Source organism: Kitasatospora sp. Xyl93 (genome assembly GCF_055383135.1).
In genome coordinates, this window is record NZ_AP029185.1 from 7,029,933 (window position 1) to 7,053,521 (window position 23,589).

General features: G+C 75.2%; 24 protein-coding genes. 14 read left to right on the plus strand and 10 right to left on the minus strand.

What is annotated here, in order from left to right; genetic code table 11:
- Positions 1–112 precede the first annotated feature (112 nt).
- The 3 genes from ACZ5GH_RS30510 to ACZ5GH_RS30520 all read left to right on the plus strand — a co-directional run bounded on the left by ACZ5GH_RS30510 (position 113) and on the right by ACZ5GH_RS30520 (position 1,728).
- Positions 113–385 (plus strand): hypothetical protein, encoded by a 273-nt coding sequence (locus tag ACZ5GH_RS30510; RefSeq protein ID WP_387759770.1) that lies wholly within the window; start codon positions 113–115, stop codon positions 383–385.
- Positions 386–674: 289 nt separating this feature from the next.
- A complete protein-coding gene (locus tag ACZ5GH_RS30515; RefSeq protein ID WP_464335889.1) occupies positions 675–1,217 on the plus strand; it encodes a sugar transferase in 543 nt (180 codons plus the stop codon).
- Between the two features lie 22 nt (positions 1,218–1,239).
- On the plus strand, positions 1,240–1,728 hold the full coding sequence (locus ACZ5GH_RS30520) for an NUDIX hydrolase (protein WP_387759773.1): 489 nt from the start codon (positions 1,240–1,242) through the stop codon (positions 1,726–1,728).
- 58 nt (positions 1,729–1,786) lie between these two features.
- Here the strand turns inward: ACZ5GH_RS30520 and ACZ5GH_RS30525 are convergent, their stop codons facing one another.
- Positions 1,787–2,326: a PTS-dependent dihydroxyacetone kinase phosphotransferase subunit DhaM gene (locus tag ACZ5GH_RS30525; RefSeq protein WP_387759775.1), complete on the minus strand. Its 540-nt coding sequence runs from the start codon at positions 2,324–2,326 to the stop codon at positions 1,787–1,789.
- A 459-nt stretch (positions 2,327–2,785) separates the two neighbouring features.
- On the opposite strand from ACZ5GH_RS30525, the gene ACZ5GH_RS30530 reads away from it, so the two are divergent.
- From ACZ5GH_RS30530 to ACZ5GH_RS30545, 4 genes are all read left to right on the plus strand, one after another.
- Positions 2,786–2,998 carry a DUF397 domain-containing protein gene (locus ACZ5GH_RS30530; RefSeq protein ID WP_387759821.1) on the plus strand — a complete coding sequence of 71 codons (213 nt, stop codon included), beginning with the start codon at positions 2,786–2,788 and terminating at the stop codon, positions 2,996–2,998.
- 840 nt (positions 2,999–3,838) lie between these two features.
- The gene (locus ACZ5GH_RS30535; RefSeq protein WP_387759777.1) at positions 3,839–4,333 is read left to right on the plus strand and encodes a hypothetical protein; all 495 of its coding nucleotides are present in this window, start codon (positions 3,839–3,841) and stop codon (positions 4,331–4,333) included.
- A 94-nt stretch (positions 4,334–4,427) separates the two neighbouring features.
- Positions 4,428–4,511 carry a putative leader peptide gene (locus tag ACZ5GH_RS30540; protein ID WP_387759823.1) on the plus strand — a complete coding sequence of 28 codons (84 nt, stop codon included), beginning with the start codon at positions 4,428–4,430 and terminating at the stop codon, positions 4,509–4,511.
- Between the two features lie 168 nt (positions 4,512–4,679).
- A complete protein-coding gene (locus ACZ5GH_RS30545) occupies positions 4,680–6,140 on the plus strand; it encodes an acyl-CoA dehydrogenase family protein (protein ID WP_464335890.1) in 1,461 nt (486 codons plus the stop codon).
- A 21-nt stretch (positions 6,141–6,161) separates the two neighbouring features.
- On the opposite strand, the gene ACZ5GH_RS30550 is transcribed toward ACZ5GH_RS30545, so the two are convergent.
- Positions 6,162–7,157: an aminoglycoside phosphotransferase family protein gene (locus tag ACZ5GH_RS30550; protein ID WP_387759824.1), complete on the minus strand. Its 996-nt coding sequence runs from the start codon at positions 7,155–7,157 to the stop codon at positions 6,162–6,164.
- Between the two features lie 755 nt (positions 7,158–7,912).
- Between ACZ5GH_RS30550 and ACZ5GH_RS30555 the strand changes: the two genes are divergently transcribed.
- Entirely contained in the window at positions 7,913–9,394 is a 1,482-nt protein-coding gene (locus ACZ5GH_RS30555) for a DNA-binding protein NsdB (protein WP_387759780.1), read from the plus strand.
- Positions 9,395–9,433: 39 nt separating this feature from the next.
- Here ACZ5GH_RS30555 and ACZ5GH_RS30560 read toward each other — a convergent pair whose 3' ends face one another.
- Positions 9,434–10,015, minus strand: a complete 582-nt coding sequence (locus tag ACZ5GH_RS30560; RefSeq protein ID WP_464335891.1) for a hypothetical protein — start codon at positions 10,013–10,015, stop codon at positions 9,434–9,436.
- A 288-nt stretch (positions 10,016–10,303) separates the two neighbouring features.
- Between ACZ5GH_RS30560 and ACZ5GH_RS30565 the strand changes: the two genes are divergently transcribed.
- On the plus strand, positions 10,304–11,815 hold the full coding sequence (locus ACZ5GH_RS30565; protein WP_387759782.1) for a HEAT repeat domain-containing protein: 1,512 nt from the start codon (positions 10,304–10,306) through the stop codon (positions 11,813–11,815).
- A 194-nt stretch (positions 11,816–12,009) separates the two neighbouring features.
- Here the strand turns inward: ACZ5GH_RS30565 and ACZ5GH_RS30570 are convergent, their stop codons facing one another.
- Both ACZ5GH_RS30570 and ACZ5GH_RS30575 read right to left on the minus strand, forming a co-directional pair.
- Positions 12,010–12,855: an undecaprenyl-diphosphate phosphatase gene (locus ACZ5GH_RS30570; protein ID WP_387759783.1), complete on the minus strand. Its 846-nt coding sequence runs from the start codon at positions 12,853–12,855 to the stop codon at positions 12,010–12,012.
- 229 nt (positions 12,856–13,084) lie between these two features.
- Positions 13,085–13,780, minus strand: a complete 696-nt coding sequence (locus ACZ5GH_RS30575) for a class I SAM-dependent methyltransferase (RefSeq protein WP_387759785.1) — start codon at positions 13,778–13,780, stop codon at positions 13,085–13,087.
- A gap of 352 nt (positions 13,781–14,132) precedes the next feature.
- On the opposite strand from ACZ5GH_RS30575, the gene ACZ5GH_RS30580 reads away from it, so the two are divergent.
- Positions 14,133–14,558: a DUF4396 domain-containing protein gene (locus ACZ5GH_RS30580; RefSeq protein WP_464336899.1), complete on the plus strand. Its 426-nt coding sequence runs from the start codon at positions 14,133–14,135 to the stop codon at positions 14,556–14,558.
- A 131-nt stretch (positions 14,559–14,689) separates the two neighbouring features.
- On the opposite strand, the gene ACZ5GH_RS30585 is transcribed toward ACZ5GH_RS30580, so the two are convergent.
- The gene (locus ACZ5GH_RS30585; protein WP_387759786.1) at positions 14,690–15,223 is read right to left on the minus strand and encodes a PadR family transcriptional regulator; all 534 of its coding nucleotides are present in this window, start codon (positions 15,221–15,223) and stop codon (positions 14,690–14,692) included.
- Between the two features lie 168 nt (positions 15,224–15,391).
- On the opposite strand from ACZ5GH_RS30585, the gene ACZ5GH_RS30590 reads away from it, so the two are divergent.
- Complete coding sequence (locus ACZ5GH_RS30590; protein WP_387759787.1) at positions 15,392–16,162, plus strand: alpha/beta fold hydrolase; 771 nt, start codon at positions 15,392–15,394, stop codon at positions 16,160–16,162.
- Positions 16,163–16,257: 95 nt separating this feature from the next.
- Positions 16,258–17,181, plus strand: coding sequence for an aminoglycoside phosphotransferase family protein (locus ACZ5GH_RS30595; protein ID WP_464335892.1), 924 nt, complete (start codon positions 16,258–16,260; stop codon positions 17,179–17,181).
- Positions 17,182–17,199: 18 nt separating this feature from the next.
- Here the strand turns inward: ACZ5GH_RS30595 and ACZ5GH_RS30600 are convergent, their stop codons facing one another.
- The 4 genes from ACZ5GH_RS30600 to ACZ5GH_RS30615 form a co-directional block, all read right to left on the minus strand.
- Positions 17,200–18,063, minus strand: a complete 864-nt coding sequence (locus tag ACZ5GH_RS30600) for a 5-oxoprolinase subunit C family protein (protein WP_464335893.1) — start codon at positions 18,061–18,063, stop codon at positions 17,200–17,202.
- 12 nt (positions 18,064–18,075) lie between these two features.
- On the minus strand, positions 18,076–18,759 hold the full coding sequence (pxpB, locus tag ACZ5GH_RS30605) for a 5-oxoprolinase subunit PxpB (protein ID WP_464335894.1): 684 nt from the start codon (positions 18,757–18,759) through the stop codon (positions 18,076–18,078).
- Positions 18,756–19,532: a LamB/YcsF family protein gene (locus tag ACZ5GH_RS30610; RefSeq protein ID WP_387759792.1), complete on the minus strand. Its 777-nt coding sequence runs from the start codon at positions 19,530–19,532 to the stop codon at positions 18,756–18,758. Before ACZ5GH_RS30610 ends, pxpB begins: the two co-directional genes overlap by 4 nt.
- 242 nt (positions 19,533–19,774) lie before the next feature.
- Positions 19,775–20,830 carry an IPT/TIG domain-containing protein gene (locus tag ACZ5GH_RS30615; protein WP_464335895.1) on the minus strand — a complete coding sequence of 352 codons (1,056 nt, stop codon included), beginning with the start codon at positions 20,828–20,830 and terminating at the stop codon, positions 19,775–19,777.
- A gap of 185 nt (positions 20,831–21,015) precedes the next feature.
- On the opposite strand from ACZ5GH_RS30615, the gene ACZ5GH_RS30620 reads away from it, so the two are divergent.
- Positions 21,016–22,554 carry a hypothetical protein gene (locus ACZ5GH_RS30620; RefSeq protein WP_387759796.1) on the plus strand — a complete coding sequence of 513 codons (1,539 nt, stop codon included), beginning with the start codon at positions 21,016–21,018 and terminating at the stop codon, positions 22,552–22,554.
- A 101-nt stretch (positions 22,555–22,655) separates the two neighbouring features.
- Positions 22,656–23,531 (plus strand): hypothetical protein, encoded by an 876-nt coding sequence (locus ACZ5GH_RS30625; protein WP_387759797.1) that lies wholly within the window; start codon positions 22,656–22,658, stop codon positions 23,529–23,531.
- Positions 23,532–23,589 lie beyond the last annotated feature (58 nt).

A 23,589-nucleotide genomic window follows, 5' to 3' on the forward strand; every position in this document is an offset into this window, starting at 1 on the left:
GGAGCGGCCGTCGCGCGCCCCTGACCAGCCCGGATCCGCCGGTTGCGCAGCGTGTTCGAACCTTCACTCACTGCGGGCTGCCCCCCACGCCGCCCCGGGGTACCTTGGGCTCATGGCAGATGCGGACCGTGACCCCTTCCACCTCCACGGGGCCTCCCGGATGGCTCGTGCGTGCAGTGGCGGAGCCCTGGTCACCCACCAGCTCCCGCTGGCCGTGGTGGGCCTGGCCTGCCTGGCGCTCGGCATCGTCGTGGCCGTGTTCGTTCCGGACAGTGACGGGCCCGCATGGGCGATGGCGGTGGCCGGCTGCCTGGCCGCCGGCGTCCTGTTGCTCGGCCGGATCGCCTTCGGCGTGTTCCGCGACCGGCGTCGCGCCGCGCTCTGACGGCACCCCGGCCAAGGTGCCCGACCGCCGAGCCGTACGGCGGACCGGCTTCCGTCCGGACGGCGCCCCCACCCGTCGCGTCGATCGCGCTCGGCATTCCGAAACGTCGGTCGAATGAAATTGGTCAGATCGACTGAATATCGTCCAGTCTGACAATCTCGGACCCGCTTCTTTCACCATTCCCGGACGAAGACTCCATCCCGCCTCTACTGTGAATGCGTTCTCCCGGCTCGAAGCGCCGGGGAGGAGGAGCGATGGGCGGTAGACCGGATCGTGCCGTGGCCGCCTCATGAGGCGGGCCGGCGACCTCGCCGTCGTCGCCCTGGCCGCGATCGTCGCGCTGCCGCTGGCCCTGCTGATCGCCGTCCTGCTCCGCTGCACCACCGGCGGCCCGGTCCTCCAGCGGCAGACCCGGACCGGCCGGCACGGCCGCGAGTTCCAGATCCTCCGCTTCCGGGCCGACGGGGACGGCCGGCTCACCGCCCTCCTGCGCCGCACCGGCCTGGACGAGCTGCCGCGGCTGTGGAACGTGGCGCGCGGCGAGATGGGCGTGATCGGACCCCGGCCGGCCGGCCCCGCCCAGGTGGTGCGCTACACCCGCCGCGAGCGCGCCCGGCTCGCCGTACGGCCCGGCCTCACCGGCTGGGCCCAGCTGCACGCAGTGCGCCGCAGCCGGACGCCCCGCCCGCTCAGCCGGCCCGAGTGGGCCGAGCTCGACCTCTGGTACCTCGAGCACCGCTCGCTCGGGCTCGACCTGCACATCCTCGGGCTCACCGTGCTCGCGCTGCTGCGGCCCGGGACCGGCCGTGCGCATCGGACCGGCGGCCCGTAGCCGCCCCGATAGGCTGCGGCCCATGGCCATTCCCCCCTTCCTCGCCGAACTCCGCGCCCTCGTGGGAACCCGTCCGCTCTGGTTGAGCGCCGTCGTCGCCGTCGTGCTGGACGACCGCGACCGGGTCCTGCTCGCCCGCCGGGCCGACGACGGCCGGTGGGCGACGATCGGCGGCATCCTCGACCCCGGCGAGCAGCCCGCCGACGGCGTGGTGCGCGAGTGCGAGGAGGAGACAGGGGTGGTGGTCGTGCCCGAGCTGCTCGCCTCCGCCACGGTCTCGCCCCAGGTCACCTACCCGAACGGCGATGTGACGCAGTACCTGGTGCTGACCTTCCGCTGCCGCGCGGTCGGCGGCGAGGCGCGGGTGAACGACGACGAGTCGCTGGAGGTCGGCTGGTTCGGGCTGGACGAGCTGCCGCCGATGATCGAGAGCGAGCACGAGCGGCTGCGCCACGCGCTGGAGTGCGAGGGCCCGGCGGCCTTCACCTGGGAGGGCAAGGAGCGCCCCTGAGCCCGGGCGGTACGCCCGCCCCGCCCGCCCAGCCCACCGAGGGTCTGTCCGGGCCGGGTCAGCCCTTGTGCTGCCGGTAGGCCTCCTCCGCCGCGTCCAGCACCGCGGCCAGGTCCCCGCCCGCCGTGGCGGTCGCGGTGGCGGCCACCGCGCCCTCGACGAACGGGGCGTTGGCGAACCGCACCGGGAACGGCAGCCCGTGCTCGTCCGCCTCGGACAGCAGCGCGCGGACGGTGGTGACCGCCCCGCCCAGGTCGGCGAGCACCACCACGCCGTGACCCTGGTCCACCCGGCGGGTCGCGGCGGCGACCAGGACGGCGCTGATGCCCGGCCCGTCCGACGGGTCGCCACCGGTCGCGGCGACCGGCGCGGGGGAGTCGGATCCGGTCAACGCGAGCGCGAGGGAGCGCACGGCGGTGGCCAGTTCCTGGCTGTGCGAGACCAGGACGATCCCGACCCGCCCGTGCAGGGCCGGCCGGGCGGGGGTCGGCCGGGGCATCGGGGTGGGCGAGGGAGGCGTACGGGGTGCCGGGGGATGGGCCGAGGGGGCGTCGGAGATGGGGATGACGTCGGCGCGGGTGCCGTCCCGGCGGCTCATCGGCTGCTCCCTTGAGCGGTGGGTGGGGGATCGTTCGGGCAAAACGGTCGGGCGAAGCAGTCGGGCGGAGCGGTCATGTCGAACAGTCAGCCGAGCGACCCGGGCCCACCCGGGCCCACCCGGGCCCCCGCGGGCCCGCACGGGCCCGCCAGGGACTCCCGGACGGCCGGCGGCCCCGCCCTCCCACGCCTGTCGGGCCCGCCCGCCCCTCCCGGGCCGGGAAGGCGGTCGGAGGGCGTCCTGGCAGCACTCTGGCAGCTGCCCGCCGCCGCCACCGGCCGGGACACGCCTCAAGCGTTCCTCCGGCGGTGTCCGTCCCCGCCTGGAGGAGTCCTCGTCAACCCGCTGACCGGGGCCGGGCGGTGTGGCTAGGCTGGCCCCGGAACGCCGTCGGGAGGAGATCGGTCAGTGGGATCCAACAGCGGGACGGACACGGAGGCCGGAGGGGCGCAGCCGCAGCTGGCCCCGAACGGGAAGCCCAAGGTGGACTTCACCGGGGCGGAGTGGCTGTGCAGCAGCCAGGGCGTCGGGGACGTGCAGATCGCCTTCGTGGACGGCTACATCGGGATGCGGGACGGCCGCCAGGAGGACGGGCCGGTCCTGGTCTTCACGCCGGGGGAGTGGCGGGCCTTCGTGCTCGGCGCCCGGGACGGCGAGTTCGACCTCACCTGAGGTCCTGCCGGGAGACTTCCCGGCAGGACCCGGCAACACCGGCAGGACCCGGCGGAAGGCCCTGCCGAAGGCCGCGCGGAGGGGCCCGGCTGCGAGGCCGACCGAGGAGGCCGCCGGGCCCGTCACCACAGGAGCGGACCCCGATCGAAGAGGGGTCCGCTCCGCAGGTGATCCTTCGGGTCCGAACATCACAACTGATGATCTATTGAGCGTGCCCCGTCAGAATTTCTGTTGACTGTTAGACAAACGCAGCTCAGAGTATGAGCACGGGCAGACGCCGTGCCCACCGCCCCCACGCGGCCAGACACGGCGCCTGCTGTGCGGCCCGGCAGTGTTGCCGGGCCATCCTCCCAGTCATCCCCTGCGCACCGGGGTGCGTCGGCCGGTCCCGGCCCCACGAAGGGGCCGGCAGTCGCCGGGAGGCTGGTGCTGAAGCCGAGAGCGACTCGGACGACGGCACCGATGCTCGGGACCCGCACGCCCCCACGCGGCGGCGTCCCGAGCAAGATCCACGGGAGCGACGGGCCGGGGCCCCGCGGATCTGGCTTGTGATACATGGAACTGTTGGCTTGTGTGTTCGTGCGGTGTGCGACGACGAAGCTGGGTGCTCGGCAGTTCGGCACGACGAATGCACGGTGAGGGAAACGCGTGTAGGGCCGCGTTGCGACATGCCGTCCCCCCGAAGGGTGAAACCCAGAACGGCTGTCGTGCTGAACCGAACGTAGCCCGGACGGTTGCTCAGAGTCAACATTGGTCTCTGAGCGTCGATCTCCCGCTCGTCCCCCGGCGGCGCCCCACCCACCTCGCGAGCGTGGTGTGCCGGACACGTACGATGTTCCCATGTCTTTTCTCCGCCGTCGCTCCGGACAGCCCGCCGGCCCGGACTTCGACGTGCTCGCGATGGACCCGGGCGACTGGCCCGGTGACTTCGGTGCGGCCATGATGACCGGCCCGGACGGCTCCTGCCAGGGGATTTTCCTGCGCTACGACCTGTTCGGCGGCAGAGGCCCGGCGATGTTCATCGGCAACCTCCCCGAGGGTTCGCCCGCCCGGGAGACCGGCGACGAGGTGCCCTTCGAGGTGCGGCAACTGCTCGCGGCGCTGGAGAACGACGAGCCGGTCGAGTTCGTCTCGGCCGAGGACTTCCCGGTGATGCTCGGGGACGACCTGCTGATCGTGAAGAAGGTCAAGGTCAGCGAGGAGCGCGTGTTCTGCGCCCAGTTCGGCCGCAGCGACGGCGTCCTGGTCACCATCGCCTCCTGGGACCGACCGGTTTCGGACGACCTGTATCAGCTGCTGAAGCCGCTCCCGGCGGACATGTTCCAGCAGGGCTGATCCGGCGTGGCCGGTCCCGGTGGGGCCGAGCGGCTCCGCCCGGGGGCCGGACGCTGCTTGACGGTATCGATCAACGGTTCGTACAGTCGCGGACATGCCGTGCCGTCTTCCGCTGCTGACCCGTCGCAGGCATCTGGATCTGCGGCGCACCGCCAGCGCGGCGTGTCCGAGCCGCTGAGGGGGATCCGTCCCCCGGCGGCGGGTGGTCGGCCGGGTGTCCGGTCGGCGCCGACACCAGGGGGCGGGTCGTGAGCCGGCCTCCGGGGCCGCCGATCGGAACCGCGCGCCCGTACGGCGTGCCGCCCGCATTCGCCGAGCCCACGCTGCCGCCCGGAGGCACCGCACCATGACGACCCGCGCCGCCAACCGTTCGAGTGCCGATCATCGGACTGCCGACGGTTCGTCCGTCACCGGTTCGTCCCACGACCGTTCGACCGTCGATCGTTCGCTCGGGAACGCTCCCGCCGACACCGCTCCGGTCGAGGAGGCCCCCGTCGGGCGCCGCTCCCGGACCGCTCCGCGGTCGGCGGGTTCCGACCGGTCGGATTCCGGCCATCCCGAATCCACCGGCTCCACCTCCGCCGGTTCCCGCGGCGCCGGTTCCACCGCCGCCGGTCCGGCCGGCTCCACCGGCCCCGCGCCCGACCGCACCGCGGTCGAGGCCGCCCTGGCCGGCCTGCCCCGGGTGGTCGACCTGCTGGCCGCCCGGGCCGAGGAGCACGACCGCGACGCGACCTTCCCGTACCAGGGGATCGAGGCCGTCCACGAGGCCGGACTGCTCACCCTCACCGTCTCCGAGCGGTACGGCGGTCCGGGCGGAACGCTCGCCGACACCGTCCGGGTGCTGTCCCGACTCGGCCGCGGGGACGCCTCGGTGGCCGTGGTCACCGCCTTCACCCTGCTCCGGCACGCCGAGCAGGCCCGCCGGGCCGACTGGCCGACGGCCGGCTACCGGCGGCTGCTCACCGAGTCCCGGCGCGGTCCGGCGCTGGTCAACACGCTGCGCGCGGAGCCCGGTGCCGTCGCGGGCGAGCTGCCCGGGACGGTCGCCCGACGGGACGGCGACGGCTGGCTGCTGACGGGCCGGAAGACGTACTGCACCGGCGCCGAGGCGCTCGCCTGGATGGCGGTGACCGCGCGGACCGACGAGGAGGAACCGCGGGTCGGCACCTTCCTGGTCCGCGGCGAGAGCGAGGGCCTGGAGATCGACCCGACTTGGGACCAGCTCGGCCTGCGGGCCAGCGCCAGCCACGACGTCGTGCTGGACGGGGTCCGGGTGCAGGCCGACCTCGCGCTCGGCCTGACGGCCGGTCGCCGGACGGCCCGTCAGGGCGCCGACGCCGAGGCGGAACTCACGCTGGCCTGGCACGACCTGGCCCTCTCCGCGGTGGCGATCGGCGTCGCCCGGGCCGCCGAGGCCTGGCTGATCCGCTTCCTCAACCAGCGCACCCCGGCCAACCTGACCGAGCCGCTCGGCACCCTGCCCCGCTACCGGACCGCCCTCGGCGAGATCGAGGCCCAGCTGATCGGCGCCGAGGAACTGGTCGAGGGCCTGGCCCCCCGGGTGGACCGGGGCGAGCCGGAGGCCGTCGCCCGGACCGGTCCGGCCCACCTGCTGGCCACCCGGGCCGCCACGGCGGTGGTCCAGCAGGCCGTCGCCCTCACCGGCAACCCCGGCCTGAGCCGGCGCCACCCGCTGGAGCGCTACCTGCGGGACGTGCTCAGCAGCCGGGTGCACCTGGCCCCGGACGAGACCGTGCTGGAGGCCGCCGGCCGGGCCGCCCTCGAACGGGGCGCCCGGCCGTAGGCCTGCCGTCGGACCCGCGGTTCAGCGCGTCCCGACCGCGGCGCGGACGGCCCGGCGGGCGAGCGCCGCGTCGTCGTAGAGCCGGCGGATCATGATCCGCTGCTCCTCGCCGGCGCCCGGCACGTCGTACAGCCGGATCTCCCGCATCAGCACCAGCACCAGGTTCACCAGGAACGCGTCCCGGGCCAGTGTGCCGCCGCTCTGGGCGAGTTGGCTGATCTGGCGACGGGCCGCGGTGTCCCCGGACAGGACGCTCCAGAGCACCGCCAGGTCGTAGCCGGGCAGGTACCAGCCGGCCTGCTCCCAGTCGACCAGCACCGGGCCGGACGGCGCCAGCAGCATGTTGCTGAGCAGGGCGTCGCCGTGGCAGAGCTGGAGCGGGGTGTGGCCGAGGCCGTGCAGCAGGCCGCGCAGGTCGCCCGCGTCCCGGTCGGTGAGCTGGCCCACCGAGTGGTAGCGGGAGATCTCCAACTGGTAGTCCAAGCGCGGCTGGAAGACGTCGGTCGGCGGCCGCCACAGGTTCAGCGTGCGGACCGCGTTGAGCAGCGCCCGCACCTCGCCCGGGGTGGGCGCGTTGACCGGGTGGCGCTCGCGGGCCGCCGGGCGCCCCGGCACGCGCTCCATGACCAGCACGCACCGGTCGTGGTCGGCCGCCACCAGCCGGGGCAGCCGCACCGGCGGACGGTGCCGGACGAACGCCCGGTAGACCGCCACCTCGTGGTGGAAGTCGGCCACCAGCTGCTCGAAGTACTCACTCCGCACCGCCTGCGGCGCCAGGCACTTGGCGACCACCGGAGCCCGCCCGATGGTGCCCGCCACCAGGATGTGGCGGCTGCCCTCGCGCAGGACCTGGCGCGGGGTGAACGCGGGACATATCCGCGCGACACTGGCGAGTGCCGCCCGGACCGCCGGGGTCTGGAGCGCCGAGGGGTCGATCCGCTCCGGGCCGCCGGCGCCGGGCTGGCCGGGCCGCCGCGCCCGCAGCACCTGGCCGTCGGCCTGCCGGGCCAGCGGCATCCGGCCACCGGCCGGCAGCGCGGTCTCCGGGCCGCGCAGCCCCAGCGCCGTACGGCCGGCGGGGCCCAGCGCCGTACGGCCGGTCGGGACGACCCGGGTGTCCGTGGCCCGGCCCTCCGCGCCGCGCGGGGCCGCGGGCCGTACCGCCGGAGGCACCGCCCTGGGGCTGGTGCGGCCGGCGGCCGCGGTGGGGGGGCGCAGCGCGGGGCGGGTCGCGGTGGGCGTGGGGGTCGTCGCTGAGGAGTACATGGGCTGAGGGAGGTCCCTTCCGGTCCGTCGGCGGGTGCTGCCCCGCGGGGGCGGGGGAGGGCCGGTGCCGTGTGCTTCCTGGCGTGACGGCGGCCCTGCGGGTGCTGCGGTAGGTCCTGCGGTGCTTCGTGCGGTGCGGTGGGTGGTGCACGGGCGCCGGGCACGGACGCGGGGTCAGGAACCCCTGGTCGGCGGTGCTCCGGCCGTCCGCACCCTGGGGAATGCGGTCGGCCGGACTGCCGTGGCCGTGCCCGGCGCTCCCGCGCCACCCGGCCGCGCCACCCCCTCGGGTGAGGACCGGGAGCGCCCCGTGCCACCGTCGGGGGACATGCCCCGACGCTGGTGGGACGCCGCCCGACCCGGGGGGCGAAGTGGCGCACCTCTACAACACACCCGTCGGGCACTGGCTTAGTAGTCTGGCGGGCCCTGGCGAACGGTGGCGAATGCTCGCCTGGCACTTGCCGGAGCCTCTAGCCTCGGATCAGCCGAGGAACCTGGGGGCTTCGTTGAGCAGGGAACCCAACACCCGACTGGCCGATCTGTTCGTCCTGACCGGATGGTCGAAGGGCGAGCTGGCGCGGCTGGTCAACCGTCGGGGTGCCGCGATGGGACAGCTGCAGCTGTCCACCGACACGTCGAGGGTACGGCGTTGGATCGAGCAGGGGGAGATCCCGCGCGATCCGGTGCCGAGGGTGCTGGCGGCCGTGTTCACGGAGCGGCTCGGACGTGTCGTCACCACTGAGGACCTCGGTCTGGAACGACACCGGCCCACCAGGTCCGGAGCGGAAGCGCCCGCAGCAGTGCCATGGTCGCCGGATCGAACAGCCGCGGTCCTCACCGAGTTCACGGGAATGGACCTCATGCTGAACCGACGTGGATTGGTGGGCGCCGGAGCCGCGCTCACGGCCGGGGCGGTCATCGCCGACTCGCTGAAGGGCTGGCTGGGCGGGGACGCGGTCGCCTACGCGGCCTCCGTCCCCGGGCCGCGACAGGTGGTCACCGGGGGCGGAGCGCACCCGGTGGTGGACGTGTACGACGCGGGCCCGGTCGGGCTCGACGAGGTGGAGTCGCTGGAGCACTCCGTGCAGGTGTTCCGGGCCTGGGACGCGGCCCGCGGCGGCGGGTTGCAGCGCAAGGCCGTGGTCGGTCAACTGAACGAGGTCGGCGGCCTGTTGACGCACCGGCACGCGCCCGCCGTGGAGCGGCGGTTGTGGCTGGTCGCGGCCAACCTGGCGGTGCTGGCGGGCTGGATGTCGCACGACGTGGGCCTGGAGCCCACCGCCCAGAAGTACTTCATGATCGCGGCGGACGCGGCCAAGGAGGCCGGTGACCGGCCGCGGGCCGGCGAGGCCATCTCCCGGGCCGCGCGGCAGATGGTGCACCTGGGCCGGGCCGACGACGCGCTCGACCTGATGTCGGCGGCCAAGGCGACCGGCGGGCGGCTGATGCCCAGAACCCGCGCCATGCTCAACACCGTCGAGGCCTGGGCGCACGCCTCGATCGGGCACTCCCAGGACACCTACCGGCTGCTCGGGGAGGCCGAGGAGCTGTTCGGCGAGGAGGCGCCGGAGCCGCCGCCCTCGTGGATGCAGGTGTTCGACGAAGCCGAACTGCGCGGCATGCAGGCCCTGGTGCTGCGCACGCTGTCCGAGCACGACCCGGCGGCGGCGCCCGACGCCCGCCGGCACGCGGAGCGGGTGATCACCTTGCGCGAGGGCACCGGGCAGCTGCGCTCGGCGCTGTTCGACCGGATCACCCTGGCCTCGGTGCACCTGCTCACCGGCGAGCCGGACGCGGCGCAGTTCCAGGCCAAGATGGTGATGAACCTGATCGGCCAGAACTCCTCGCACCGGACCTGGGACCGGCTGCGCGAGATGTACCGGCTGACCGCGCAGTACCGGGGGCTGCCGGCGGTGGACGAGCTGCGGGAGGTGCTGGGCCGGCAGCTGCGGGCGGCGGACGCCAAGAACCGGCCGCGGCTGACCTGAGGGCTTCGCGGGGGCGCGGTTCCGGTCCGGGCCGTCGGCTCAGAGCGGCGGGGCCGGGCGGAGCAGCATGCGCAGCGCGACGACGGTGCCGTCCGTGCCGAGGACGGGCTCGCCCGCGCACTCGACGCCGTCGTGCCGTCCGTCGGGCCGGCGGACCCGCAGGGTGCCGGCGGCGTGGCGGCCGTGCACCAGGGTGTCGGTCATCATCCGCCGCAGCAGCGGACGGTCCGCCTCGGGGAGGCGGTCGGGCAGCCGGTCGAGGCTGAGCGGGCCGTGTCCCGGGTCGCAGCCGAGGAGGAGGTAGGTCTCCGAGCTCCAGAGGATCCCGTCGGTCAGCAGGTCCCATTCTGCGGAGCCGAGCAGGCCGTCGTCGATCCCGGCCCCGTGCTGGTCGCCGCCGTCGCCGAGGTAGGGGCCGGACGGCTCCCGCGCCGTGCCGTCCACTCTGCCGTCCGTTCCGCTGTCGGCGTCGCCCGCGCCGTCCCCGCCCGCGGTGCCCGGCGCGTCGGCCGTGGTGCCGCGGGCGGCGCGCCCGGCGCCCGCCGCGCTGCTCCCGCCCGTCGGAGCGCCGTCCATCGCGGCGGCTCCCGGCGGGCGGGTGGCGCCTAATGGCATGTTCATGGCGGACCCATCGCTCGGGTGCGGCCCGCGTGGTGCGGGCCGTTCGGACAGTGAGAAGACTGTCGCACAGCGTCGTCATCCTTGTGGGCGATTTGGACAGAACGCAGGCAAAATTCCAGTGGCATATGCCACTGTGGCCGGAGCGCTCGTCGCCCTGTGTGCGGACGGGGGCGCGAGGCGGTAACCTTCGGTGATTCCGGCGCCCGGGCGCCCACCGCAGTACCGACCAGAGACCCCGGCGACGGAAATCCCGTTGCCACTACGACCGCCGCAACGGATGCTGACCTCATGTTCGAGCCAGTGATAGCACCCAGTGCCAGCCTCCTCGGCCTCCTTCAGCGAGGCCGCGGTGACGGGCAGCTCCACGCGCTGGCCGCCGACCGTGCCGAGGCCATCGCCGCGCTGGAGGAGTGCGTCACCAGGGATCCGCGAGCCGACTGGCAGGTCGAGAGCCGCTCCCTCTACTACGCCCGCATCTACATGGAGCTGGAAGCCCCCCTCGACGGCATCGAGGACCACCTCCACTCCGCCGAGGACCTGGTCACCGACGACGAGAGCCGCACCGGCCTCGCCCTCTCCGTCCTGGGCCACCTCGCCGCGTACGGCCGGCGTGACGCGCTGCTGATGCTGCGCGAGTACGCCGCCACCGGCGCCAACTGGTCCTGGGCCCTCGACGAGCTCGCCCTGCGTGACGACGACCGCGGCCTGCTGCTGCTCGGCACCGCCGTGCTGGACCGCTTCGCACCGGGCCCCGAGGGCGACGCCGAGCTGCGCGAGTTCATCCGCAACGCGTACGAGCCCCGGCCCTGGCGGCTGTGGGCGGCCTACCACCCCAGAGTGGCGGCGGCCAGCGAACAGTCACCCTTCGACCTGTGGCAACGCCAGATCAACCGCAGCGGCGTCACCCCCGGCTGGTCCACCGCCGACGTGCTGGCCTGGGCCGACCAGGGCGAGCTCGGCGGCCTCGGCGCCGGTGCCTTCCTCGGCGGGCCCGACGCCCGACCGGAGTCCGCGCGCGGCACCGAACCGTCGTCCGGCCCCGACGCGGTGGACCGCCGCGCCGCCGCGGCCGCCCGCTGCCTGACCGCCGTCGTCCGGCCGGAGGACCGCCCGCTGCTGCTGGAGGCGGCCCGCGACGGCCTGCCCGGCGCCCGCCGGGCCGCCCTGCGCCACCTGGTCGACCAGCGCGACCCGGCCGCCGTCGAGCTGATCGAGGCCGCCGCCGCGGACGTGGACGACCGGATCGTCCGCGCCGCCCTGGAACTGCTCGGCCGGATGCGCGGCCCCGAGGTGCTGGCGCACGCCCGCCGCTGGGCCGACCCTTCCAGCGGCGGCGCCGACAGCGCGCTCGGCGAGGCCGCCGTCCAGCTGCTCGCCGACGCCGGGGAGCCGGCCGACGCGCCGCTGGTGGTGGCCGGGCTGCGCCGCTGGGTCTCGGTGCGCGGGGTCGGCGGTACCGGGCTCGGGTCCCTGGTGGACGGTGCGGGGCGGCTGGCCGCCGCCGAGGCCGTACCGGTCCTGCGCCACATCTACGGGGAGGCCGCCTCCTCGGAACTGCGCGGACGCGCCGCCCAGGCGCTGGCCGCGACCGACGTGCACTTCCCGGAGGGGCCCGCCGTCGAGTGCCTCTGGGACTGCGAGGAGTCCACGCGTGAGCTCGCCGCGCGCCACGTCGCCACCACGGGCGACGCGCGTGTGCTGGAGCGGTTGCGCAGGCTCGCCGCCGACCCGGCCGAGGAGGCCGAGGTCCACGCCGCCGTACGCGGCCGACTGACCGCCGCCCGGGAGTTCGGGCGTTAGGGTCTGTCTTCAAATTCGCGTCTGCGGGGCGACGACAGACCCTGGGGCTGTCCGACGATTCCCGCGGGTGCCGGTTGTCGGACACGCCCTCGGGTCCTCGATGTTCGGTGGGCCGGGACACCCTGTCGGTGTCCCGGCCCACTCGTCTTCCGCGGTCCCCGCAGTCCGTGGGTCCCCGTTTCTGAAACCTGGTTCTACTTCACCGCGCCCGCGTCCGGGGTCAGGACGCCGCCGATGACCAGTCCGATGATCAGAACGCCGAGCAGTACCCGGTAGACCACGAACGGCATGAAGCTGTGGGACGAGATGTACTTCAGGAACCAGGCGATCGCCGCGTAGCCGACCACGAAGGCGATCACGGTGGCCAGGACGGTCGGCCCCCAGGCCGGGGCCGGGCCCTCGCCGATCTTGAACAGCTCCAGCGCCCCCGAGGCGAGCACCGCCGGGATCGCGAGCAGGAACGAGTAGCGGGCCGCCGCCTCCCGGCTGTAGCCGAGCAGCAGGCCCGCGCTGATCGTGCCGCCGGAACGGGACACGCCCGGGATCAGCGCCAGCGACTGGGCGAGGCCGTAGATGCCCGCGTGCGGCAGCGTCAGGTCGGTGATCGGACGGGCGTGCCGGACGGCCCGGGTGCGGTCGGCGAAGGCCAGGACCAGGCCGAAGACGATCAGGGTGGTGCCGATGATCCGCAGGTCGCGCAGGTGGGTCTCGATGGTGTCCTGGAACAGCTTGCCCAGGATGCCGATCGGCAGGGTGCCGATGATCACGAACCAGCCCATCCGCGCGTCCGGGTCCGAGCGCAGCGCCGGCCGGAACAGCGACAGCGCCCAGGTCCTGATGATCGACGCGATGTCCTTGCGGAAGTAGATCAGCACCGCGGTCTCGGTGCCGAGCTGGGTGACGGCCGTGAAGGCCGCGCCCGGGTCCTTCCAACCGAACAGGGCGGAGAAGACCCGCAGGTGGGCGCTGGAGGAGATCGGCAGGAACTCGGTGAGCCCCTGGATCAGGCCGAGGACGGCCCCGTGGAACCATTCGGTCACCGGGCACCCGCCGGGGGTATCCGTCGGGCGTGGAGCAGGGGCGGCATGGGCTGGTCCTTGCGGGTCGGAAGGGCGTGCGGGACCGCCGTGACCCGACCGGCCCACCGGCCGCGCGCGAGCCCGGCGCGCGGCTGATGGTACGGGGTGAAGGTGACGGTTTTCCGTTCACCCTTCGTTCCGGCTTCGCGCACGGGATCGCCGCCGGTCCGGAGCCCTTTCCGGGCGCGTGCTACGGCACCGGCCGCGCCCGGACCCAGGTGCGGTCCGCGGTCAGGTAGCGCTCGACCGCCAGGTCGGCCTCCGCGAGAGCCCGCTCGAACGCCTCGGTGCTGAGCGGGCGGGACAGGAAGGTCTGCGTCCAGGTGCCGTCCGGGAAGACGTACTCGAAGCGCACGGAGTCCACGCCGTCGCCGACCGGTGTGGCCGAGACCAGCCGGGCCCGCGCGTCCGGGCCGATCGAGCTCTCCCGCGGCACGTTCCGGTGCCAGTCCTCGCCCTCGCGCTGCACCAGGACGCAGCCGTCCTCGGCGACGTGCCGGCGGCAGGCCCCCAGCAGGCCCCGGCGGACCGCCTCGTCACCGGCGTGCACCAGGAAGGAGGCCAGCATGACGACGTCGAAGCGCTCGCCGAGGTCCAGCTCCTCGATGGGGCTGCGCACCGTACGGACGTCCGCGCGGACCCGGGCCAGCATCTCGGCGGACTCGTCCACGGCCGTCACCGTGAAGCCGCGGTCGGTCAGCGGGTGCGTCATCCGGCCGACACCGCAGCCGAGTTCGAGGATGCGGGCGCCGGGCGGCACCGCGGCCTCGACCACGTCCGGTGCGTCGCCCGCGGGGAGGCGGCTCCACACCTCGACGGCGCAGCCGTCCGGGGTGATCGCGCCCGCACCCGTTCCGTCGTAGCCCTCGCGTCGTTCGTCTGTCATGCCGCTCATCGGAACACGGGCGGGTGCACGGTGGAAGAGGGCGTCGGAACGGGATTGCGGGATACCCCAGGGGGGTATATCTTCGAGTAGCGACGGAGCGAGGGAAGTGGCGCCGAACAGGGCGCCGGGGCAAATGGAGGACGACATGGCGCACCCCGCGCGGCACGAGCACCACGAGCACACCGACGAGCAGCACACCGGTCACGAGTACCGCGAGCAGCACGGGCACGCCGGGCGCGACGGGCACGACCACGGTGGCCACCAGGCGCACCACGGCCACCGGGCCCACGGCGGCCACGGGGTGCACGCCGGTCACCACCAGGCCCACGGCGCCGGCGGCACCAGCTGGCGGATGGCCGCGCAGGCGACCCTGCACTGCCTCACCGGCTGCGCCATCGGCGAGATCCTCGGCATGGTGCTCGGCACCGCCTTCGGCCTGCACAACGGCGCGACCGTGGTGCTCTCGATCCTGCTGGCCTTCGTCTTCGGCTACGCGCTGACCATGCGCGGCGTGCTGAAGGCCGGCCTCGACGTCGGCGCCGCGGTCAAGGTCGCGCTGGCCGCCGACACCGTGTCGATCCTGGTGATGGAGCTGATCGACAACACCGTGATGGTCACCGTCCCGGGGGCGATGGACGCCGGTCTCGGGGACCTGCTGTTCTGGGTGGCGTTGGCGGGCGCGCTGGCCCTGGCCTTCGTGCTGACCGTCCCGGTCAACAAGTGGATGATCGGCCGGGGGCGCGGCCACGCCGTGGTGCACGCCTACCACCAGCACTGATCCCGCCCCGAGGCGCCGGACCCCTCTCGCCTGCGGCCCGCACCGACCGTCGAACGGTCGGTGCGGGCCGCGGCGCGTCCGGGGTCGGGGCAGGGTGGTGTCCGAGGTTCCCGCCGGCCGCCGGGTGCGGCCTACCGCGGGCCGCCCTCCAGGTCGGCCAGGGTCGCGTGCAGCCAGGCGAGTTCGGCTTCCGTGGTGGCGCGGGCGACCAGGAGCAGGCCGCGCCGGAACGGGTCGGCGAACTCCTCGGCGCCGACGGGGCGGTCGCCCTCGTAGAAGAAGCTGGCCGGCTCGGCGAGGAAGGACAGCCGGCGGCGGAGCACGGCGGCCTGGGCGGCGGGGTCGGCGAGGTGCCGAAGGAAGGCGAGCAGGGTGAACCAGCGGTTCTCGTCGCTGACGTCGAGCGGCTCGGGCTCGCGCAGCCGGTCGAGCAGCGCGGCGCGGCCGGCCTCGGTGAGGTGCAGGGTGTGCCGGGGCGCGGCCGCGCTGCCCGGTTCGGTCTCGCGGACCAGCAGGCCGTCGGCCTCCAGGCGCTTGATCGCGGGGTAGAGCGTGCCGTCGCTGATCGGGCGGACGTGGCCGGTGAGCGCGGCGAGGTGGCGGCGCAGCTCGTAGCCGTGCAGGGGGCGGTCGTACAGGAACCCGAGGATGGCGAGCTTCAGCATGGGGTCACTCTCTCAGATCCTTCCCTCGGGGCGTGGGTATATCGGTTACGCGATACCTCGATTGCGAGGTATGGTCCTGGTTGTCAGCCGGAACCCCCGAGCCGTCTCCCCGGCCTCCGGGGGCCGGCGACCCCGAACCGGCAAACCCTGGAAGAGGAGCGATTGAGCATGCGCGAGGCCCCCGTCACCCCGAATGGCGACCGGATCCGCTGGGTCGAGCTGCCCGGCGCCGAGCCGGCCCGCCTCTACCTGCACGGGCTCGGCGCCACCTCGCCGGCCTACTTCGCGGCCGCCGCCGTCCATCCGCGGCTCGCCGGGCGGCGCTCGCTGCTGCTGGACCTGCTCGGCTTCGGCCTCAGTGACCGGCCGACGGACTTCGGCTACACACTGGAGGAGCACGCGGACGCGGTCGCGGCGGCGGTGGCGGCCGCCGGACCGGACCGGGTCGAGGTGGTCGGCCACAGCATGGGCGGGGCGGTCGCGATCGTCCTCGCCCAGCGGCACCCGGGCCTGGTCGAGCGGCTGCTCCTGGTGGACGCCAACCTGGACCGGATCGACCTCGGCCGGCGCAACCCCGGCAGCAGCGGCATCGCGGCGTACACCGAGGAGGAGTTCCTGGCCGGCGGCCGGGACGAGGTGGCCGAGCGGGTCGGCCCGTTCTGGTGGTCCACCATGCGGCTGGCCGGCCCGGAGGCGGTGTACCGCAGCGCCCGCCACCTCGCCCGGGCGACCGTCCCGACGATGCGGGAGATGCTGCTCGGCCTGGACCTCCCGCGCACCTTCCTCCACCCGGAGGCGGACGGCGAGCCGGCGGGCGCCGACGCCCTCCGCGCCGCGGGCGTACGGGTGGTGGCGGTGCCGGACTGCGGGCACAACATCATGCTCGACAACCCGGACGGCTTCGCGGCCGCCGCGGCGGAGGCGCTCGGGCAGGGATGAGCGCGGACCGGCGGGCCCGGCCCCGACAGGCCCCGGGTCGACCGGGCTCGAACCCGCCGTAGGCTGAGGCGCACCGCCCGAGAGGAGCCCGCCCGATGCCCGTCGAGGTCCCGCCCGCGCTGGCCGCGTCCCTGGAGGAGTTCCTCGGCGCCGAGGGCCGGGCCTGGGCGGCCCGACTCCCCACCCTGGCGGGCGAGTTGCTCGACCGCTGGGAGCTGCTCCCGGACGGGCCGGTCGCGCACGGCATGGTCGCGCTGGTGCTGCCCGTGCTGCGGGCCGACGGCGCACCGGCCGTGCTCAAGCTCCAGCCCGTGGACGAGGAGACGGTGGGTGAACCGCTCGCCCTGCGGAGCTGGGACGGCCGTGGCGCCGTCCGGCTGCTCGACCACGAGCCGGCCACCGGCTCCCTGCTGTTGGAGCGGCTGGACCCCGGCCGCTCCCTGCTCGCCCTGCCCGACGACCTCGCGGCGCTGCGCGTGATCGCGGAGCTGCTGCGGGAACTGACGACGCATCGGGCACCGTCCGGGCTGAGGACCTTGGCGGACGGGTCGGCCCGGCTGTTGGAGCGGACGCCGGCGGCCGCCGCCTCCCTCGCCGACCCGGCCGAGCGGCACCTGCTCGCCGACTGCGCGGCCGCCCTGCGCGAGGTCCGCGCCGAGCCCGGCGACCGCCTGCTGCACTGGGACCTGCACTACGGCAACGTGCTGGCCCCGCTCCCGGGCAGCGGCCGGGAATCCTGGCTGGCCATCGACCCCAAGCCGCTGGCCGGCCACCCGGGCTTCGAGCTGCTCCCGGCGCTGCGCAACCGCTGGGCGGACGTGGTGGCCACCGGCGATCCCGCCCGGGCGCTGCGGCGGCGCTTCGACCTGCTGACGGAGGCGCTGGAGCTGGACCGCGAGGTGGCGGCGGCCTGGACGCTGGCCCGGGTGCTGCAGAACGCGGTCTGGGCGGCCGAGGAGGGCGAGGCACGGCTGGACCGGCCCCAACGCGTCGTCGCCGAAGTGCTGTTGGGGCGCTGAGCGCGCCCGGCGAGTCGTTCAGCGCTCCCGCAGGGGTATGAAGCGCACCGGTGTCCCCGGCCGGGCCTGTGCGGCGGCCGCGAGGTCGCCGGCCGGCACGACGCCGATCACCGGATAGCCGCCGGTGGTCGGGTGGTCGGCCAGGAACACCACCGGCTGCCCGTCCGGCGGAATCTGCACCGCGCCCAACACCATTCCCTCGCTGGGCAGTTCGCCCTCCCGGGTGCGGGCGACCGGCGGGCCCTCGGTGCGCAGGCCGACCCGGTTGCCGGTCGGCGAGACCAGGTACCGGTCACGGCCGAGGCGGGCCACCGCCTCCGGGACGAACCAGTCCGCGCGCGGTCCGAGCCGCAGCCGGAGCACCAACTCGGCCGGGGGAGCGGGCAGTGGCACCAGCTCGGGCCGGGCCCGGTGCGGCGGCGGGGCGCCGACCGGCAGCCGGTCCCCGGCGGTCAGCGGGGCCGGCCCGAGCCCGCAGAGCAGGTCCGCCGAGCGGCTGCCGAGCACCGGCGGGACGGCGATCCCGCCCGCCACCGCCAGGTAGCCGCGCACCCCGGCCGTCGCCGCCCCCACCTCGACCACCGATCCGGCCGGCACCACGAACGGCGCGCCCCAGGCGGCCGGCCGGCCGTCCACCCGGACGGGCGAGGGCGCACCGGTGACGGCGACCAGCACCGGTCCGACGGCCCGCAGCGCGACCCCGCCGAGCGTGGTCTCCAGCCCGGCGGCCCCCGGGTCGTTGCCCACCAGCCGGTTGGCCGCCCGCAGCGCGGGCTCGTCCAGCGCTCCGGCCCTCGGCACCCCGAGGTGGGCGACCCCACGCCGCCCGAGGTCCTGGACCGTGGTCAGCGGTCCCGGCCGCTCCACCACCAGCTCTTTCAACTCCGCCTCCCCTCAGCCCCGTTCCGCCGTGAAGCGGACCCGGGTGCCCGGCGCCAGCAGGGCCGGCGGCTCGCGGTCGGTGTCCCAGAGGGGGAGCGCCGTCCGGCCGATCAGCTGCCAGCCGCCGGGGGAGGGGTGCGGGTAGACGCCGGTGTACGGGCCGGCCAGGGCCACCGAGCCGGCCGGGACGGTGCCGCGCGGGGTGGACCGGCGCGGCACCTCGTAGCGCGCCGGGAGGCCTGTGAGGTAGCCGAAGCCGGGGGCGAAGCCGCAGAACGCGACGACGTACCCGGGTTCGGTGTGGATCCGGACGGCGGCCTCCTCGGACACCCCCCACAGGGCGGCGACCTCGGCCAGGTCGGCGCCGTCGTACACGGTGGGGACCTCCACCAGCGGCCCGTGCGGCGCCCCGGCCGCCGTCGGGCGGGCGGTGCGCAGCAGGGCCGCCACCGCGTCGACCTCCGCGACGCCGTCCAGCAGCAGGGTGCGCGCGGCCGGCACCAGTTCCTCGACGGCGCCGAGTTCCCCCGCCTCCCGGCGCTCGGCCAGCCACTCGTACAGCGCCGTCACCTCGGCCGTCCCGGGCAGCTCGACCAGCAGCGCCCGGTCGCCGACCCGGCGCACCGTCCCCGCCGCCGGGCGCACCGTCCCCGCCGCCGGGCGCGCCGCCCCCGCCGTGAGGTGCGGTTCCGTCATGTGAAGGCCTCCACCCGGACCCCGGCGGAGGCCAGGGCGCCGCGGATCCGCCAGGCGAGCTGGGCGGCGCCGGGGGTGTCGCCGTGGACGCAGAGCGAGCGGGCCTCGACGGCGATCCGCTCGCCGCCGGAGGCCTCCACCGCGCGGTCCCGGGCGATGCCGACGGCGCGGGTGATCACCGACTCGGGGTCGTGCACCACCGCGTCCGGCTCGCGGCGCGGGACGAGGGCGCCGGTGCGGGCGTACGCGCGGTCGGCGAAGGCCTCGGCGACCACCGGGAGTCCCACGCCCTCGGCGACCTCCAGCAGCAGGGAGCCCGGCAGGCCGAGCACGGGCAGCGGCCCGTCGCAGACGGCGCCCGCCCGCAGCACGCCGGCCACCACGGCCTCGGCCTGCTCGGAGTCGCCGACCACCCGGTTGTAGAGGGCGCCGTGCGGCTTGACGTAGGACACCTTGGAGCCGGCCGCGCGGGCGAACACCTGGAGGGCGCCGATCTGGTAGGCGATCTCGTCGGCGAGTTCCTCGGGGGGCACGTCCATCGCGCGGCGGCCGAAACCGGCCAGATCGCGGTAGGAGACCTGGGCGCCGATCCGGACCCCGCGCTCGGCCGCCAGCGCGCAGACCCGGCGCATCGTCGACGGGTCACCGGCGTGGAACCCGCAGGCGACGTTGGCGCTGGTCACCACGGACAGCAGCGCCTCGTCGTCGGTCAGGGTCCAGCGTCCGAACCCCTCTCCGAGGTCCGCATTGAGATCGATCACCGCATCGGCCACGCCCGTCCGCCTCCCAGCAGCTGTTGAGCCAGATGGTAGGGCCTGCGGATGAAGGCCGTTGTCCGTGACCCGGAGCGCCCAGCCGGCGCCGCGGCGTGTGCGGGGGCCCGCACGCCCCGGGGCGGCGCCGCGCCGGTCCGTGCCGGCCGGTGGGCGGAACGCGTCGGTGCCCGGGCTCCGCGGAGCCCGGGCACCGACGGCGGGCGGTACGCCCCCTGGGGGCGCTGCGCCGCGTCCCGCCGTTACGCCGTGTAGGTGTAGGTCGCCGGCGCGCTGGTCCCGCCCGCCGTGGTGACCGTGACGCCCACCGGTCCGGGCTGGGCGCCCGCCGGGGCCGTGGCCGTGCAGAAGGACGGCCCGCAGGAGACGTGGGTGGCCGGCACCCCGCCGAAGGCCACCGTCCCGTACGTCAGGTTGCTGCCGATCACGTTCACCCTGGTCCCGCCGACGGCCGGGCCGGAGGCGGGGGAGAGGCTGCTGACCACCGGGGCGGCCGGGGCCGGCGGCGGGGCGCCGGTGTAGTCGAAGGCGGCGGGGGCCACGGCCGTGCCGCCGGGCGTCACCACGCTGACCGGGGCGCTGCCCGAGCCGCCCGGGGTGGTCACCGTGCAGGCGGTGTCGGTGCAGGTGCCGGGCGCCGGGACGCCGCCGACGAGCACCATGCCGTGGGCCAGGTTGCTGCCGCTGACGGTGACGGCGGTGCCGCCCGCCCCCGGGCCGGTGGTGGTGCCGAGGCCGGTGACGGCCGGGGCGGCCTGGACGGTGGCCGGCAGGGGGCTCCTGCTGACGAGGTCGTAGCCGGAGACGTGCCCGGTCGGGTCGGTGTCGTTCGGGTTGGCGACGGTCGCGGTGATCGTGCCGGCGATCGGCACGCCGGGCGTGGTGGCCAGGTTGAGCTTCATGAAGTTGTAGCTCCCGACCGCCCGGGTGGCGGTGAACACGGCCTCCAGGTGGCGGTGGTCGGGGGAGAGGACCGAGGTGAAGGTGTAGTCCTGCGGTGTGGGGAAGAACATCGCGCCGTCGGTGGTGACGCCCGGCGGCAGGTCGAGGGTGATGTGCGTCGGCCCGGTCAGGTCCGCGGTGCCGGACGAAGTCCAGCCCACCGCCATGTTGCCGGTGGTGAAGAACCCGCCGGGGTAGTTCCCGTTCTGCGAGACGGTCACGTGCTGGGCGGAGGTCGACGCGGTGACGGCCGGCGCGGCCGCGGCGGTGGCGCCGGTGGCGAGGACGGCGCCGGTGGCGAGGGTGGTCGCGGACAGCGCGGCGGCGAGGCCCGCTTTGGCCAGTCGGGTGATCATGGGTCGATCATCACCGAACCGACGCGCCGCCCTCACGGTTTTCTCGAACACGGGTCCGGCAATGGCGGAATCCCGTCGAAACCGCGTTCTGAACCGGCCTCCCGCACCGCCGCCCACCTGCCGCTCCGCCCGCCCGCAAGGTCCGTTTCGGTCGATGTCGGTGCGAACCTCTAATCTTGTCCTCCGTGACCGCCATCGCAGACCCGCCCACCGAGCCCGGCCTCCGACCGCCCGCCGGTCCGGCCGTCGCGCGCCCCGCGCCCGGCCCCGCCGCCGACGAGGGCCTGGCCCGCCGGCTCAAGGCGCTGGCCTGCACCGCCCCGCTGCACGACCTGGACAACCGCAAGGTCAACCTGGCCGGCGAGTACGGCGGCTACGCGATGGCCGAGGTCGGCCTCGCCGCGATCGACCTGGTCACCCTGCACATGGACTTCGACACCGGCGCCGACCGCGAGATAGTGCTCGCCCGGCTGCTGCCCCGGGTCGCCGCCCAGGCCGCCGGCCGCCCCGCCGCCGAGCACGAGCGGGTCGCCCGCTGGGTGCTGGAGTCGCTGATCAACGTCGGCAGCGTGGACCGCGGCTTCCGCGCCGTCTACGGCACCTTCGGCGCGGACGGCGAGTACGTCCGCCGCGACTACGACTTCAAGCTGATCGAGGAGGTCCCAGGACCCGACGGCGGCGTCTACCTGCGCACCACCGACGAGGCGGTCAACGTCCTGGTCGGCGCGCTCGACACCGACGTCACCTCGGCCCAGATCGCCGCCGAGGTCAAGCTGGAGGTGCTGATCCGCCGCGGCCGCCTGGCCGACGCCCAGCTCGCCGCGGAGCAGGCCCGCTACCGCACCGTCCAGTACGCCGAGACGCTGCGCCGCGCCCTGGACGCCACCCGCCGCAACGTCCGGGCGGTCGACTGGATGCGCGCCGTTCCGGACCTCATCGAGGAGGCGCTGGACCACATCGCGGACCGCTACCGGCACGAGAACGCGATTCTCACCAACATCCGCAAGGCCCGCGACGAGGCCGAGGAGCCGGAGCACAAGCGCCGCGCCGCCGAGCTGGTCGACATCGTCAAGGACTGCATCCGGCGCCACACCCAGCTCCAGACCCGCCTGCTGGAGGCCGGCCCGCTGTTCCGCGCCGAGCAGGACCGGCAGGCCTTCGCCACCCCCGGCGCCCGCAGCGGCATCGACCTCTACGGCCAGCTGCTCGCCCCCGTGCTGCGGCTGCCGATAGAGCAGGCCGTCCGCCCCACCGGCGCGTTCTTCGCCCGCGGCGCCGGTCTGCGCACCCCCGTCTCGGTCCGCGTCGCCGACCTGGTCGACCTGCTGCTCACCCCGCCGGTCGAGCGCGAGCACCTCGGCGCCGAGCTGCCCGACCCGGACCTGGTCGCCACCCCGGACGACAGCCGGTTCTCCGAGGCCCAGCTGGAGTCCGCGATGGTCCTGCTCGACCTGCCCCCGGACGCCCCCCGCCGGCTCTCCGGCCTGCTCGCCGACGCCCGCAAGCAGGACCCGGACCTGCCGTACCTGGTCGCCCTGCTCGCCGTGCACGCGGCCAGCCCGCCGGTCGGCACCGCCTATCGCCAGGGCGAGGAGCGGCTGCTGTTCGCCGTGGACGACGGCACCCCGCTGCGCGACCAGGAGTTCGGCGGCGCCGACCTGATCGTCGGCAGCGCCCTGCTCGACGCGGCCGGCATGGCCGCCGACCGCAAGGACGCCGGCTGACGGCCGGGAAGCACGCACCGGGCCGGCCCTCCGGGACCAGACCCGCCGGAACCCACCTTGACGAACCGTAACCACCGCGCCACCCCCGAGGAGCACCGCCCGTGACGACCCACCACGACACGTCCTGGGCGGCCGAGAGCGAACCCGCGGCCCCCGCGCCGATCACCCCGGCCGACGTCGCCGACGCCGCCCGGCTGGTCTCCTTCGGCCTCCAGGCCAAGCTGCTGCCCGCCCGGGACGCCGAGTACGCCGAACTGGTGCGCCGCCACCGCGAGGACCCGCCGTTCGCCCGGCTCGCCGACGCCATCGCCACCGGCATGGGCCTGGTCGTCCTGGAGGTCTCCCCGCGGGCCGGCATGGCCGTGGCCGCCGCCGAGGACTCGCTGTTCGCCGTCCGGATGGGCGACTACTCGCGCCGCGCCGCCTCCGAGTCCACCGACCGCTTCCTGCACGGCCTCGCCCACCTGGCCGTCGCCGCGCTGGCCTTCCCCCGCCCCGAGGACCTCGCCGACGACGGCTACCTCGGCCGGATCACCGTCAACGGCGTCGACTCCTTCGTCCGCCAGGCCTGCCGCCGCCTGGAGGAGCAGGCCGACGCCGAGGGCGCCAACACCGACCCGGCCTCCGACGCCCCCGGCCTGGAGGCCGCCTGGCGGGTGTGGGCCCGGCGCACCGCCACCGGTGCCACCAAGGACGCCCGCCGGCTCTCCGGCTCCACCATCGGCATCGTCGCCAAGGCCGTGCTGTTCCTGGTCGACTCCGGCTTCCTGCAGAAGGTCTCCGACGACTCCGGCGGCACCTACCGCACCACCGCCCGCTACCAGCTCCAGGTGCGCGACCTGGCGGGCAGCGCCGCCATGGCCGAACTGCTCGACCTCGGCATCGTCCCGGTCTCCGACGGCACCGCCAGCCTCCTGCCGCCGGACACCGGCGACGAACTGGTCGCCGACGCGGGGCTGCCGTTCCACTCGCTCTGAGCCCGGGGCTCCGGGTCCACCCGCTCGGAGCCCCACCGCGCCGGCCGCGGCCCACCCG